Genomic DNA, 14617 nt, shown 5'->3' on the forward strand with positions numbered 1-14617 from the left:
CGATGCCCAAGAAGGTCAACCGTGTCCTGCTCGGACTCGTGGGCCTGGGGCTGCTCGCCCTGGGCGGCGCCGTGCTCGCTGCCGGGCTCGGTGCGTCCGTACCGTCGTGGTGGCCCTTCAGCGGGCCCGACGACGTGCTGCTGAGCGAGGCCGACCGTACGCGGTGGCGGGACGCGGGGTGGTGGTGGCCGGCCGTCATCGCGGCCCTCGTGGTGCTGGTCCTCCTCGCGCTGTGGTGGCTGCTCGCCCAGCTGCGCCGTGCCCGGCTCGCCGAAGTGCTGGTCGACACCGGTGACGGCGAGGGCGCGGTGGTGCGGGGGCGGGCGCTGGAGAACGCGCTGGCGGGCGAGGCGCAGACGCTGGACGGCGTGGAACGGGCGCGCGTGACGCTGACGGGCCGGCGGCAGGCGCCCCGGGCACGGGTCGCGCTGCGCCTCCCGCCCCACGCGCAGCCCGCCGGCACGCTGGCGGGGTTCACGCGTGGGCCGCTGGCTCACGCACGCGCTTCGGCACGGCTGGACGCGCTGCCTGCGGAGGTCCGCATGCGCGAGGTCAAGCACCGGGCGCGGCGGGTGAGCTGACGTACGTCCTCGTCCGCCGGAAGGGCTCCCCGGGAGCTTTTCCGGCGGACGAGGACGCGATCGCGTGAGCGTGAGGGATCAGAAGCCGCGCCGGGTGCCGCCGTCGACCGGGAGCATGACGCCCGTCAGGTACGACGCGGCCGGGGACAGCAGGAACGCGGCCACCTTGCCGAACTCGTCCGGCGTGCCGTAACGGCCCAGCGGGATGCGCGACTCGTTGGCCGCGCGCGCCGCGTCGCTGTCGCCGGACAGCGCGTCCAGCTCGCGCACCCGGTCGGTGTCGATCCGGGCCGGCAGCAAACCCACCACGCGGATGCCCCGCGGCCCCAGATCGTCGGCGAGGGACTTCGCGAAGCCGGCCAGGCCCGGCCGCAGGCCGTTCGAGAGGGTGAGGCCGGGGATCGGTTCGTGGACCGAGCCGGACAGGACGAAGCCGATGACACCGCCCTCGGAGAGCTCGGCCGCCGCCGCGCGGGCCAGCCGTACCGCTCCGAGGAAGACGGAGTCGAAGGCCGCCTGCCACTGTTCGTCCGTGTTGTCGGCGGCGGAGCCCGGCGCCGGGCCGCCGACGCTGATGAGAATGCCGTCGAAGCGCCCGAAGTGCGCGCGGGCGGCCGCGATCAGACGCCCGGCCGCCGCGGGATCGGCGTTGTCCGCGGCGACCGCCACCGCGTTCGGGCCGAGCTCAGCGGCGGCGTCGGCGGCCGTCTTCGCGTCCCGGCCGCTCACGACGGCCTTCGCGCCCTCCTCGGTCAGCCGGCGCGCGGAGGCGAAGCCGAGCCCGCGGCTGGCTCCGGTGACGACGTACACCCGGTCCTTCAGTTCAAGATCCATGGGGTCATCCTGCCGTCTCCGTGCGGTCGAGGGCGAGGGCGGACCCCACCAGCCCGATGTGGCTGAACGCCTGGGGGAAGTTTCCGAGCTGCCGTCCGGAGACCGGGTCGTACTCCTCGGCGAGCAGCCCCACGTCGTTGCGCAGCGTCAGCAGCCGCTCGAAGAGTTCCCGGGCCTCCTTCGTCCGGCCCGTCATCCGCAACGCGTCGACCAGCCAGAACGAGCAGGCCAGGAAGGTTCCTTCGTCGCCCGGCAGTCCGTCGACGGTGCGGTCGTCCGTGCTGTAGCGACGGATGAAACCGCCGTGACCGAGCTCGGACTGCACCGCCTCGACCGTCCCGACGACCCGCGGATCGTCCGGCGGCAGGAAGCCGGTCCGGGGGATGAGGAGCGTGGCGGCGTCCAGTGCGGTGGAGCCGTACCACTGCGTGAAGGTGTTGCGCTCGGGGTCGTACCCCTTCTCGCAGACCTCCCGGTGCACCTCGTCGCGCATCGCCCGCCACCGGTCCGCGTCGCCGGGCAGCGCCGGATCCTCCTCCAGGGCGCGCACGGCGCGGTCGGCCGCGACCCACGCCATCAGCTTGGAGTGCACGAAGTGCCGACGCGGCCCCCTGACCTCCCACAGGCCCTCGTCCGGCTCGCGCCAGTTGGACTCCAGGAAGCCGAGCAGGCTGAGCTGGAGGTTCCACGCCTGCGGCTTGGGGGCCAGGCCCGACGCTCTCGCCAGATGGAGGGAGTCGATGACCTCGCCGTACACGTCGAGCTGGAGCTGGTCGACGGCCGCGTTGCCGGTGCGGACGGGCTTGGACCCCTCGTACCCGCCCAGCCACGGCAGTTCCGTCTCGGGAAGCCGGCGCTCACCGGCGAGCCCGTACATGATCTGCAGGTCGGCCGGGTCGCCCGCGACCGCCCGCAGCAGCCAGTCGCGCCAGGCCCCGGCCTCTTCGGTGTAGCCGGCGGCGATGAGCGCGCCGAGGGTGAGGGTGGAGTCGCGCAGCCAGCAGTAGCGGTAGTCCCAGTTGCGTACGCCGCCGATCTCCTCCGGGAGGGAGGTGGTGGGGGCGGCGACGATGCCGCCGGTCGGGGCGTACGTGAGCGCCTTGAGGGTGATGAGGGAGCGCAGCACGGCCTCGCGGTACGGGCCCTCGTACTGGCAGCGGGCGGCCCACTCCTCCCAGTCGTGGAGGCTGTGCTCCAGGCCCTCGTACGGGTCGATGAAGTCGGGCTGCGGCTCGTGCGACGGGTGCCACGTCATGACGAACGCGACCTTCTCGCCCTCGGCGACGGTGAACGACGAGTAGGTGGTGTACTGCTGGCCCCAGGTCTTCACCCGGTCGGTGGCGTCGCAGCGCAGCCAGACGGAGTCGGGCCCCGCGATGGCCACCCGGTGGCCGTTCGAGCGGCGCATCCACGGCACGACGTTGCCGTAGTCGAAGCGCAATCGGAGCGTGGAGCGCATCGACACCGCGCCCGAGAGGCCCTCGACGATCCGTACGACGTCGGGGGCCCGGTCGCGCTGCGGCATGAAGTCGGTGACCTTGACCGTGCCGGAGCTGGTCTCCCAGACCGACTCCAGGATGAGGCTGTTCCCCCGGTAGGACCGGCGCGTGCAGGGGCCCCCGCCGGACGGGGCGATGCGCCAGTGTCCGTTCTCCTCGTCACCGAGCAGCGCGGCGAAACAGGCGGCCGAGTCGAAGCGGGGCAGGCAGAGCCAGTCGATGGAACCGTCTCTGCCGACCAGTGCCGCGGTCTGCAGGTCCCCGATGAGCGCGTAGTCCTCGATGAGTTGGGTCACGCACACTCGTGTTCCCACGGGGGGACGGCATTAAGCCGTATCCGTTTGAACGGCGGACGCCGGTTCAGGCGTCGGCGGTGGCGGGCTCGGCCGGCGCCCCTCCGCCGGGCCCACCTGCCCCGCCGGACCCGTCCGCCCCGCCGGATTCGGCGGCCTGGGCGCGGTCGCGCAGTTCGCGGCGTACGAGAACGATCCAGCCGACCGGCACCGCGGCGGCGAAGAGCCACCACTGCACGGCGTACGCCATGTGCGGGCCGATGGAGTCGGCGTCGGGCTCGGGCACGAGCTGCGGCTTCGGACCGGCCGGGACGGGCTCGGTCTGCTCGATGTAACCGCCGAGGACGGGCCGCGAGAGCGTCTTCGCCTGCTGCTCGCTGTTGATCAGCATGACCTGGCGGGGCGGCAGGCCGCTCAGGTCCTTGATGCCGCTGCCCGCCGTCGTCTCGTCGGCCTTGAGGCGCCCGGTGACGGTTACCTCCCCCTCGGGGGCGGCCGGGATCTCGGGGAACGCCTGCTGGTCGGCGCCGAAGGGGACCCAGCCGCGGTTGACGAGGACGGCACGGCCGTCGTCCATGATCAGCGGAGTGAGGACATGGAAGCCGACCTGGTCGTCGGCGTCGGTCCTGCGGCGTACGACGACTTCGTGCGCGGTGTCGTACGTACCGGTGGCGGTCACCCGGCGCCAGTAGTCGGCGCGCGGAACGGTGTGCCCGGGGGAGGTGATGTCACCGACGGGCAGGGGTTCGGCCCTGAGGTTGCCGGAGATCAGCTCGTTCTGCGCGACCCGGTGCTCGTGCCGGTGCAGCTGCCAGAATCCCAGTTCCACCATGGTGGGGATGAGGACGAGCATCAGGAGGGTGAGGATCACCCACTGCCGGGACAACAGGAAGCGGTACACGTCCTTGACGTTACCTGGCGCGCGGTGCTCCCCGGCGGGTGGGTCACCCGCCGGGGGCGAGCCCCGCATGTGCGCCGCGGCTGTGCGACGGCCGCGCGTCGCGGCGTCGGATCGTCAGACCTTGTCGACGATGCCCACCTTCCCCTCCGCGCGCGCGCAGTGCGCGCTGCAGAACCAGCGGCCCTCGGCCTCCACGCCCTGGCCGATGATCTGGACCCGGCAGTGTTCGCAGATCGGTGCCATCCTGTGGATGGCGCAGGAGAAGCAGTCGAAGACGTGCACCGCGCCCTGCGCGTGCACTTCGAACGACATGCCGTAGTCATTTCCACACACTTCACAACGTGCCATGCGCCACAGGGTGGGACGCCGGGCGGCGGCTCGCGAGCGGTCGGCGGGCGAGTCGCGTACCAATCACCCGTCTGCCGGGACCCGGCCTTGCCGTGGGACCTGCTCCCCCCCGTGCCGTGGGACCTGCCCGTGCCGCAGGACCTACACCTCGGCCGCGACCACGTCCCGCAGCAACTGGGTGAAGGCGGCCTCGTCGACGACGGGGGTGCCGAACGCCTTGGCCTTGACCGTCTTGGACGTGGCCGAGCCGGGATCGTTGGTGACGAGCAGACTGGTGAGCCGGGACACGCTCGTCGCGATGTGCAGCCCCGCCTCGACGGCCCGGTCCTCCAGCAGCTCGCGGTCCACGGACGTGTCACCCGAGAACGCCACCCGCATCCCCTGCCGGAGCAGCTTGCCCGGCTCGTAGCGCCCGGGGTTCGGGTACGGGCAGGCCGGGCGCTTGCGCGACGGGCGCCAGCTCGCGCCGCCCGCTCCCCGGTACGACGGCTGGTAGCCGGCCCGGGGGGCCGGGGGCGCGTCCGACCACTCGGTGAGCGGCCGGCATTCGAGCAGCGGCAGCCGCACCCCGTCCCGCGCCGCCGCGTGCAGGCTCGGGCGGAACGCCTCGGCGAGCACGCGCGCGTCGTCGAGGGCGTGGTGCGCCCGCTGCTGTACGACGCCGAAGTGCGCGGCCAGCGACTCCAGCTTGTGGTTGGGCAGGGGGAGCCGGAGCTCCTTGGCGAGCGCGATGGTGCACAGCCGCTGCTGGACGGGCGCGGTGCGCTCGGCGCGTGCGTACTCCCGGGCGATCATCGACCAGTCGAACATCGCGTTGTGCGCGACGAGCACCCGGCCGTCGAGCCGCTCGGACAGCTCGGCCGCGATGTCCGGGAACAGCGGGGCGTCCGCGAGCACATCGCTGGTCAGTCCGTGGATCCAGACGGGGCCCGGGTCGCGCTCGGGGTTGACCAGCGTGTACCAGTGGTCCTCGACGTCCCCCCGGTGGTCCAGCCGGTAGACGGCAGCGGAGATTATCCGGTCGTCGCGCGCGAGTCCGGTGGTCTCCACGTCGACGACCGCGTACCCCTTCGGGTAGGCGGTCGGCCACGGCACTGCTGTCGAGTGGTCTTCGAGCATGGTCACTGAGGATACGGGCCTCCACTGACAGCCCCGGCCGCCCGGGTGCGCGACCACCGGTGGGTACGCGTCGGTCCGCGTCCGGCGACGGCGCGGTCGAGACCCTCCCCGGGTGACCGGCCTGACGGATGCCGAAGCCCACGGCGGGGGCCTCGGCTCCCGGCTGAACCGGCTGCGCGCCGGGGTGCTCGGGGCCAACGACGGCATCGTCTCCGACCGGCCGGGGCAGCGCCCGCCGCGGGGCGGCCCCGCCCGGCGGTGCTGCGGAACATGGCGGGCGGGGCGCCGGCGAGGGCGGTGACGCACGGGGCGGGGCTGCTGCTGGGGGCGGCGGGGGTCTAGCGGTGGTGGGTGAGCCGCTCCGGTGGGAAGAGGGCCCCTCCGTGCACCGTCGTATTGAGGTACGTGTGGATCGTGAGGTTTTCCAGGTCGGCGAGCGGAGTGAGGTCGACGGGGCCTGCGCAGTCACTCAGACTGAGATGCCTCAGGTGTGGCAGATCCCGCAGTGCTTCCAGGCCCGAGACGAACCGGCATCCGGCCAGGTGCAGCGTGGTGAGCTCCTGGTGACGCACCACAGTGCCGAGGTCGAGGAAGCCCTGGTCGACGATCTGCAGAAGGGTCAGCCGGAACGGATGACTGTGCTCAGCCAGTTGCCCGGCTTGCATGTCGCCCGCGATGGACAGCCTTTCGAGCCCGGGCCAACGCTCGAGCCCGTCGAGGCGGATCGCACGGGCTTCTCCCAGAAGGCTGAGGCTCCTGAGGCTGGGGCCGGCCGGAATGTCACCGACGCTGGTCGCACCCGGGACGAAGAAGGAGAGCCCCAGGGTGCGCAGCGCCGGGAGTCCGGCGAGCGGAGCCAGGGACAGCCCTTCGGTCAGTCGTGCGAGATACAGCTGGTGGAGCGGCAGGTGACGCAGCGGCCCGAGGTCCGTCACCGACTGGCACTCGTCGAAGCCGAGCGATCCCAGGTGCGGAAGCGACGCCAGCGGGGCCAGATCGCTCAGTCCGGGGTCCTTGTTGAAGAACAGCGCTTCCAGCCAGGTGTGACCGGTGATCTCCGGCGGGATTCCGTGCTCACCTTCGAGTCGGACATACGTGAGGTGACGCAGCCTGGGAAGCTCGGCCACCTGTTCCGGGGTGCGGACCTTCAGATACGTCTCCGGCAGAGCGGCACCCGACAGCACCGTGTCCACGTACTCCTTCGTGTCGAACGCGCCCCACTGGTTGGACACTTCGAAGGTGACGGGGAAACGCGGGTCGTCGCGGAACCTGGCGATCACCTCCATCGCCGCATCCCCCCCGACCAGCCCCGCCGTTCGCACGACCGCCTGGGCGCAGTTCTCGTCCAGTCCCTCGGGCCCCGGCAGCACCTCCAGCACCAGCTCGCCCACCTTGGCCAGTTTCTCCGCCTCGTCGAGGCTCTTCGGCGGCAGCAACTCCTCCGTCCGGGCCTGCACCTCCGCCCGTACCGCCGCATCCAGCTCCGGCGCGTGCTCCAGGCACGCCGCCGCCAGCAGCACCAGCCGGTGCCGCCACCGCTTGGCCTTGTCCGCGCGGCGCATCAACTGCCGCAGCAGCCGCGCCCGTTCCTCCACGCGCGCGTGCCCCACCGCCATCTGCACGACGTCGTCCCACTGGTCGTCGTGCGCGTTCCGTACGAGCACCCCGAAGTCGCGCGCCTCCACCGCCGCCTTCGCGCCCAGGTAGTCCTGGAAGGTGCGGTGTACGAAGTCCACGGCGCCCGGCGACGGTTCACGGAGCAGCCCGCTGCGGATCAGCAGGTGCGAGAACACCTGCTCCGGCGCGCCCCGCACCTGCGGCATCGCGGACAGCCACTCCGTCACCATCTCCACGGCGTCGGCGATCTCCGCCTCGACCTGGCCGTTGCGGACGAGCCAGTACGCGAGCCGCTGGAGCAGCGCCGTCTGCTCCTCGCGGGTGAGGTCGACGCCCTCGACACCCGAGATCTCCCGTTCGGTGTCCCGCCGTACGAGCAGCATGTCCAGCGCCGCGTCGTACAGTTCCTTGCGGGCGCGGGGAAGTTGCATCCGGCGGTCGCGGTTCAGGGCGCACAGCACCGCGCACATCAGCGGGTTGGTCGCCAGCCGCCCCAGGTCCCTGCGCGTCGTGACCGCCCGGACGAGCGACTCCTCGTACGTGCCGAGGAGTTCCCGCTCCGCGTCGGACAGGCACGCGCGCCGCGCCGAGTCGTGCCAGTGCGCGACGAACGCGCGGATGTCCTCCCGTTCCATCGGCAACAGCGAGTGCGCCACGAAACCCTGGCCCGCCAGCCAGTCCTCCGGCACCGCCGACGGCCGCGTCGTCACGACGTACCGCGCCTGCGGGAAGGCCGCGATCAGGGCCTTCAGCCACGCCTCGGTACGGCTCCGCAGCCGCATCGGCACCTCGTCCACGCCGTCGACGAGAACCAGTGCCCGCCCCTGTGCCAGGAGCGACTCCGCCCAGCCCGCGGGGGCGGACCCGTGCAGCGGCACCCCTGCCGCCCGCAGGAAGTCCTCCGGCATCGGCAGGGCGCCGGACGACGTGAAGGCCCGCAGCCGCAGGACGAACGGCACGCACCGGTTCCAGTCGTCCAGCTCCCGGGGGAAACTGCGCCGCGCCGCGTTCAGCGCCAGCCACTGCACCAGCGTGCTCTTGCCCGCCCCGGCGGGACCCCGCAGCAGCAGCCGGTCCGCGCCGGCCAGTGCCTGCTCGGCCTTGACCGAGCCCTGCGCCGCCCCCGGCCCCATGACATCGGGCCGGGGTCCGCCGTCCCCGCTCACCGCCAGACTGATGTACGCCGTGTCCAGCGGCCACTCGCTCCCCGACCGTCCCAGCGTCAGCCCGAACAGCTCCAGCCGTCCGTGCGTCTGGGCCACGAAGTCCGCGTACCGCTGCTCGAAGGCCAGTGCCTCAGCGTCCGGACGCCGCCCCACCCGCGCCTGTACGTCCTCCACCAGCTCCCGCGCACGCCCCGCCGCCCGCACCTGTTCCACCGCGGCCCGCGCCGGGAAGTGCGGGTGCGCCGTCAGCTGCTCCACCAGGTGCGCGCAGCACAGGCCCAGCAGCTCCTCGTACAGCTCCTCGCCCCGCGCGCTCAGTCCGGCGGCCGGCCCCCGCAGCCCGGCAGCCAGCCGCGCCGGATCCAGGTCCACCGCGAACAGCCGCTCGGGACCGATCTCGCCCGCCGCCTCGAACGCGTCCCGCACCGCGTCCGCCGCCGCCAGCCGCTCGGCCTCCGGGAGCCCCGCGTACGACTCCGACAGCCGGCGCCCGAGCACCTTCGCGAGCCGGCCGGGGCTCGCCGGGCCCGGCAGCGGGCGCAGGGGCGCGCCGACCAGGCCCGCACCGGGGCGGGGGACCAGGAGGGACCTGGCCGCCGCCCCGGCGACCGTGCCGGCGAGCCGGACGAGGACAACTTCGAGGCCCTGCAAGGGTGTTCCTCCACGGCGTAGGCGGGGCAGGAGTGCGTAGGCGTCGGCGGACCAGCATCGTATGCGGAACACCCCCAGCGGCAGGGGTGTGATTCCGTACTTCGCCTCCCGCTGACAAGCCGTCTCACATACTTGTCGGTAACAACCCCTAGCCGAGCCCTCGGCGCCACCTCTATCGTGCGGGCATGCCGAACCTGCCCGATGTCGTGCTGTGGTCGATACCGGCCTTCGTCCTGCTCACCGTCGTCGAGATCGTGAGCTACCGCCTGCATCCCGACGAGGACGCCGCCGGTTACGAGACCAAGGACGCCGTCACCAGCGTCGGCATGGGGCTCGGCAGCATCGCGTTCGACTTCCTCTGGAAGATCCCGATTGTCGCGATCTACATGGCGGTGTACGAGCTGACGCCCGCCCGCGTCCCCCTCCTGTGGTGGACGGTCCCGCTGATGCTGCTCGCCCAGGACTTCTTCTACTACTGGTCCCACCGCGGCCACCACGTCGTCCGCATCCTGTGGGCCTGTCACGTCGTCCACCACTCCAGCCGCAGGTTCAACCTCACCACCGCCCTGCGCCAGCCCTGGACGAGCCTCACCGTCTGGCCGTTCTACCTGCCGCTGATCGCGTGCGGCGTGCACCCGGCCGCGCTCGCGTTCTGCTCGTCCGCGAACCTCGTCTACCAGTTCTGGGTCCACACCGAGCGGGTCGGCACACTGCCGCGCCCCTTCGAGTACGTCCTGAACACGCCGTCCCACCACCGCGTCCACCACGCCTCCCAGGGCGGCTACCTGGACCGGAACTTCGGCGGCATCCTGATCGTCTGGGACCGGCTCTTCGGCTCCTTCGCGGCCGAGACCGAGCGGCCCGTCTACGGCCTGACCAAGAACATCGAGACCTACAATCCGCTGCGCGTCGCGACCCACGAGTACGCCGCCATCGCCCGCGACGTACGGGCGGCGGCCACCTGGCGCGAGCGCGCGGGCCGGATCTTCCGCGGCCCCGGCTGGCAGCCGCGCCCGGCGGAGCCGGGAGTGACCGGGCAGGCGCGGGAAACCACCGCGTGAGCGCCGGTACGGACGCCGCCGGCGCCGGTTCCCACGCTGCCGACGGGGTCGACGCTGCCGACGGGGTCGACGGGGCGGCCCCGGGCCGGGGGCTCCTGGCCGCCTTCGCCGTCGCGGTCCTCGCGGACCTCGGCTCCCTCGTGGCCGGGGCCGACTCCGGCCACATGATCGCCAAGCCGCTGCTGATGCCGCTGCTCGCGGCGTACGCGGCCGTGCGCGGCGCACCGCGCACGCTGGTCCTCGCGCTGCTCCTCGGCTGGGGCGGCGACGTGTTCCTGCTCGCCGGGGCCGACTGGGCCTTCATGGCCGGCATGGGCTGCTTCGCCGCCGGACACGTCTGCTATCTCGTGCTGTTCCGGCGCGGCCGTACGTCCAGGGCGCTCGGCGCCGGGTACGCCGCCGCCCTCGTCGCCACCGTCGCCCTCCTGTGGCCCGGCCTCCCCGCCGAACTGCGCGTCCCGGTCGCCGGATACAGCCTGCTGCTCACCCTCATGGCGCTTCGCGCGAGCGCAACCGGCCTGTACGCCGGGCTCGGCGGCGCGCTCTTCCTGCTCTCCGACACCCTCATCGCCACCGGCGTCGCCGGATGGCCGCAGCTGCCCGCCCCCGGCTTCTGGGTCATGCTCACCTACGCGGCCGCGCAGTACCTGCTGGTCACAGGGGTGCTGGGGCGGCAGGAAACAGCATGACGCGGGCCGCCCGGTACCGAAGAGGACCGGGCGGCCCGCGCACGCGTGCAGCGTTCTCTACTTCTCCGTCACGGCGTCCAGCGCGTCGGCGATGCCGGCGCCGTAGTAGCCGTTGTAGTTCTTGCCGCCCTCACACGTGGTGGCCTCGACCCAGTTGCCGGCCGAGTCGTAGACATGGCTCGGGCAACCCGGGTTGTCGGCCTGCTTCTTGAGCAGGCGCTGGAGCTGCGCGGGGCTCGCCTTCGGGTGCGCGCTCTTGAGCAGCGCGGCGACGCCCGCGACGTGCGGGGTGGCCATCGAGGTGCCCTGCTTGTAGCCGTACCCGCCGCCCAGGACGGTCGACAGGACCCGGCCGTTGGCGTCCGGCGTGGCCGGGATCTGCCACTTGTCGCCGCCGGGAGCCGCGACGTCGGCGACGCCGTACCCGTAACTGGAGTAGTACGACTTGACGTTCTTGTCGCCCGTCGCGGTGACCGTCACGACACCGGGCAGCTGGGTCGGCGCGTCCAGGCACTCGGACGGGTCGATGATCCGGTCACCGGGGGTGGTGTCGTTGGGGCTGGAGTCGTCGAGGATCTCGTCGGCCGCCAGGTCGAAGTCCGAGTTGCCCGCCGCCGCGACGTTCAGGGCGCCCTTGCGCTCCGCGTACTGCGTGGCGCGCGTCAGGGAGTCCAGCAGGGCCTTCTGGTCCGGGTCGTCCTTGCAGTTGAACATCCACGGGTCGACGTAGTAGCTGTTGTTCGTCACGTCGATGTCGTGCTCGGCGGCCCAGACGAAGCCGCAGACGACCGCCTCGGTGAAGAAGAGGCTGGTGCCCGGCTCGCTGACCTTGATGCCCGCCAGCTTCACGCCCGGCGCGACACCGGCGATGCCGAGTCCGTTGCGCGGAGAGGCGATCGTACCGGCGACATGCGTGCCGTGGTCGCTGCCGTCGGTGTACGGACGCCAGGCGCCCTCCGACGAGTCCGCCACGCCGCCCACGCAGTTGGCCGACTGGGACTTGGAGAAGTTCGGCGCGAGGTCCGGGTGGGTGTCGTCGACACCGGTGTCGATCACGCCGACGGTGACCTTGCTGCTGCCGTCGTTGACCTCGGCGGCCTTGTCCGCGCCGATGGCACGGATGTCCCACTGGTTGGCCTCCAGCGGTTCCTGACCGGGTGCCGCCGCCGCGGCGGCCTTCGACGCCTCGGCCGCGGACAGCTTCTGCGTGGTGCCTTCCTCGGTGATCCCGACCGGCGTGAGCGGGGCGGTACGGGTCGCGCCCGCCGAGGACACCCCCTTGGCCCTGCGTATCTGCTGGCCGAAGTCCGGGTTCTGCGAGTGGACGACGATGACGCCGATCTGGTCGTACGCCTTCACCACCGTCCCGCCGGCCCTGGCTATCGCCCGCTTCACCGAAGCGCTCGTACCGTGGCCGCCCTTGGTGTTGACCACGTACGACATCTTCGGCCCGGTGGCGGTCGCCGCCGCCGCGGGTTCGTCCAGCGGTGCGGCCGAAGCGACCGCTCCGGGCAGGAAGCCGAGCGAAGCCGTGAGAGCCAGTCCGACGGGCAGAGCCAGTGCGCGCTGCCGTCTGGATCCCAGATGAGCCATGGGTTCTCCACATCATCCGTGAGAGCCGCCCCTCGCGCGGATGCGCAGGGGCGGGTACATGACGAGTGAAGCTAGCGCCGATCACACGTGCGGATCAATGCGTGGGGAAAAGAAATGGCGGATACCGAACCGAGACGTCGTGCGGTCCGTGCCGTTGACAGGGAGACGAGCACCACCACTTCCCCCACCAGCGAGGTCACCTTGACCGTCCCAGCCGAACCCGCGTCGCGAGGAGAATCCGTGGCAACCGATGCACCACCGCCCCAGGGCGGCACGGGCCAGATCCGAACAGGGCACACGACACAAGAGTTCGTCGAGGTGCAGGAGAGCGCGGAGTTCGGTGAACTGCGCCGTTCCCACCGCTCCTTCGCCTTCCCCCTGACCATCGCCTTCATCGCCTGGTACCTGCTGTACGTCCTGCTGTCCAACTACGCGGGCGGCTTCATGGGCACCAAGGTCCTCGGCAACATCAACGTGGCTCTCGTCCTGGGCCTGGCCCAGTTCGTCACCACCTTCCTCATCGCCTGGTTCTACTCGCGTCATGCCGCCACGCAGCTCGACCCGAAGTCCGAGGCGATCAAGTCCCGTATGGAGGGCGACGCATGAGCACCGCGCTGACCACGGCGGCCACAGTCCGGCTCGCCGCCGCCGGTGACGCGAGCGAGCACCGGCCGCTGATCATCACCCTCTTCGGCCTTTTCGTGGTCGCCACCCTTTTCATCACGGTATGGGCGGGCCGTCAGACCAAGAGCGCCTCCGACTTCTACGCGGGCGGCCGCCAGTTCACCGGTTTCCAGAACGGCCTCGCCATCTCCGGCGACTACATGTCCGCCGCTTCCTTCCTCGGCATCGCGGGCGCCATCGCCCTCTTCGGTTACGACGGCTTCCTCTACTCCATCGGCTTCCTGGTCGCCTGGCTGGTCGCGCTGCTCCTCGTCGCCGAGCCGCTGCGCAACTCCGGCCGCTACACGATGGGCGACGTCCTCGCGTACCGCATGCGCCAGCGCCCCGTGCGCACCGCCGCGGGCACCTCCACCATCGTGGTGTCGATCTTCTACCTGCTCGCGCAGATGGCGGGCGCGGGCGTACTGGTCTCGCTGCTCCTCGGCATCACCAGCGACGCCGGCAAGATCCTGATCGTCGCCCTCGTCGGCCTCCTGATGATCGTGTACGTCACCATCGGCGGCATGAAGGGCACCACCTGGGTCCAGATGGTCAAGGCCGTCCTGCTCATCGCCGGCACCCTGCTGATCACTTTCCTGATCCTGCTGAAGTTCAACTTCAACCTCTCCGACCTGCTCGGCACGGCGGCCTCCAACAGCGGCAAGGGCTCGGCGTTCCTGGAGCCCGGCCTCAAGTACGGCGCCACCGGGACCTCCAAGCTCGACTTCATCTCGCTCGGCGTCGCCCTGGTCCTCGGCACCGCCGGCCTGCCGCACATCCTGATCCGCTTCTACACGGTCCCCACCGCCAAGGCCGCCCGCAAGTCGGTGAACTGGGCGATCGGCATCATCGGCGCCTTCTACCTGATGACCATCGTGCTCGGCTTCGGCGCCGCGGCCCTGCTCAAGCCCGGCGACATCATCGCCTCCAACAAGGCGGGCAACACGGCGGCCCCGCTGGCCGCCCTGGAGATCGGCGGCGGCGCCGGCTCGACCGGCGGCGCGATCCTGCTCGCCGTGATCTCGGCGGTCGCCTTCGCCACCATCCTCGCGGTGGTCGCGGGCCTCACCCTGGCGTCCTCGTCGTCGTTCGCGCACGACATCTACGCCAACGTCATCCGGCGCGGCAAGGCCACCGAGAAGGAAGAGGTGCGCGCCGCCCGCTGGGCGACCGTGGCCATCGGCGTCGTCTCCATCGCGCTGGGCGCGCTCGCCCGCGACCTGAACGTGGCCGGTCTGGTCGCCCTGGCCTTCGCGGTCGCGGCGTCCGCCAACCTGCCGACGATCCTCTACAGCCTGTTCTGGAAGAAGTTCACGACGCAGGGCGCCCTGTGGTCCATCTACGGCGGTCTGACCGCGTCCGTGGGCCTCGTGCTGTTCTCGCCGGTCGTCTCCTCCAAGCCCACCTCGATGTTCCCGGGCGTGGACTTCGCCTGGTTCCCGCTGGAGAACCCCGGACTGATCTCGATCCCGCTCGGCTTCCTGCTCGGCTGGGCCGGGTCCGTACTGTCCAAGGACGAGCCGGACAAGGGCAAGTACGCGGAGCTGGAGGTCAAGTCGCTCACCGGCATCGGCGCGCACTGAGCGCACCGGCGGCCCTTTT

The 14617-nt window shown here is 71.6% G+C and carries 12 protein-coding genes and 1 pseudogene; 6 read left to right on the forward strand and 7 right to left on the reverse strand.

Going from position 1 to position 14617, the window contains the following annotated elements:
• Positions 1-2 precede the first annotated feature (2 nt).
• On the forward strand, positions 3-581 hold the full coding sequence (gene amaP, locus ACWDZ4_RS01155) for an alkaline shock response membrane anchor protein AmaP (protein WP_451506364.1): 579 nt from the start codon (positions 3-5) through the stop codon (positions 579-581).
• A gap of 78 nt (positions 582-659) precedes the next feature.
• On the opposite strand, the gene ACWDZ4_RS01160 is transcribed toward amaP, so the two are convergent.
• The 5 genes from ACWDZ4_RS01160 to ACWDZ4_RS01180 all read right to left on the reverse strand — a co-directional run bounded on the left by ACWDZ4_RS01160 (position 660) and on the right by ACWDZ4_RS01180 (position 5581).
• Positions 660-1415 (reverse strand): SDR family oxidoreductase, encoded by a 756-nt coding sequence (locus ACWDZ4_RS01160; protein ID WP_451506365.1) that lies wholly within the window; start codon positions 1413-1415, stop codon positions 660-662.
• 4 nt (positions 1416-1419) lie between these two features.
• Positions 1420-3210 (reverse strand): glycoside hydrolase family 15 protein, encoded by a 1791-nt coding sequence (locus tag ACWDZ4_RS01165; RefSeq protein WP_451506366.1) that lies wholly within the window; start codon positions 3208-3210, stop codon positions 1420-1422.
• A 64-nt stretch (positions 3211-3274) separates the two neighbouring features.
• Positions 3275-4108: an SURF1 family cytochrome oxidase biogenesis protein gene (locus ACWDZ4_RS01170; protein ID WP_451506367.1), complete on the reverse strand. Its 834-nt coding sequence runs from the start codon at positions 4106-4108 to the stop codon at positions 3275-3277.
• A 114-nt stretch (positions 4109-4222) separates the two neighbouring features.
• Positions 4223-4456 (reverse strand): hypothetical protein, encoded by a 234-nt coding sequence (locus ACWDZ4_RS01175; protein WP_093801476.1) that lies wholly within the window; start codon positions 4454-4456, stop codon positions 4223-4225.
• A 141-nt stretch (positions 4457-4597) separates the two neighbouring features.
• Positions 4598-5581 carry a DEDDh family exonuclease gene (locus ACWDZ4_RS01180; RefSeq protein WP_451506368.1) on the reverse strand — a complete coding sequence of 328 codons (984 nt, stop codon included), beginning with the start codon at positions 5579-5581 and terminating at the stop codon, positions 4598-4600.
• Between the two features lie 121 nt (positions 5582-5702).
• Here ACWDZ4_RS01180 and ACWDZ4_RS01185 point away from each other — a divergent pair.
• Positions 5703-5789: pseudogene (locus ACWDZ4_RS01185) on the forward strand (VIT1/CCC1 transporter family protein); the annotation flags it as partial.
• A 124-nt stretch (positions 5790-5913) separates the two neighbouring features.
• Here ACWDZ4_RS01185 and ACWDZ4_RS01190 read toward each other — a convergent pair.
• Positions 5914-9009, reverse strand: coding sequence for an NACHT domain-containing protein (locus tag ACWDZ4_RS01190; RefSeq protein WP_451506369.1), 3096 nt, complete (start codon positions 9007-9009; stop codon positions 5914-5916).
• Positions 9010-9194: 185 nt separating this feature from the next.
• Between ACWDZ4_RS01190 and ACWDZ4_RS01195 the strand changes: the two genes are divergently transcribed.
• Positions 9195-10070, forward strand: coding sequence for a sterol desaturase family protein (locus ACWDZ4_RS01195; RefSeq protein ID WP_451506370.1), 876 nt, complete (start codon positions 9195-9197; stop codon positions 10068-10070).
• A 95-nt stretch (positions 10071-10165) separates the two neighbouring features.
• Positions 10166-10759, forward strand: a complete 594-nt coding sequence (locus ACWDZ4_RS01200) for a lysoplasmalogenase (RefSeq protein ID WP_451506421.1) — start codon at positions 10166-10168, stop codon at positions 10757-10759.
• 57 nt (positions 10760-10816) lie between these two features.
• Here the strand turns inward: ACWDZ4_RS01200 and ACWDZ4_RS01205 are convergent, their stop codons facing one another.
• Positions 10817-12352 (reverse strand): S8 family peptidase, encoded by a 1536-nt coding sequence (locus ACWDZ4_RS01205; RefSeq protein ID WP_451506371.1) that lies wholly within the window; start codon positions 12350-12352, stop codon positions 10817-10819.
• Positions 12353-12592: 240 nt separating this feature from the next.
• Between ACWDZ4_RS01205 and ACWDZ4_RS01210 the strand changes: the two genes are divergently transcribed.
• Positions 12593-12958 (forward strand): DUF485 domain-containing protein, encoded by a 366-nt coding sequence (locus ACWDZ4_RS01210; protein WP_093801482.1) that lies wholly within the window; start codon positions 12593-12595, stop codon positions 12956-12958.
• On the forward strand, positions 12955-14598 hold the full coding sequence (locus ACWDZ4_RS01215) for a solute symporter family protein (RefSeq protein ID WP_451506372.1): 1644 nt from the start codon (positions 12955-12957) through the stop codon (positions 14596-14598). Before ACWDZ4_RS01210 ends, ACWDZ4_RS01215 begins: the two co-directional genes overlap by 4 nt.
• Positions 14599-14617: the final 19 nt, after the last annotated feature.

It is taken from the genome of Streptomyces sp. NPDC003016 (assembly GCF_053591455.1).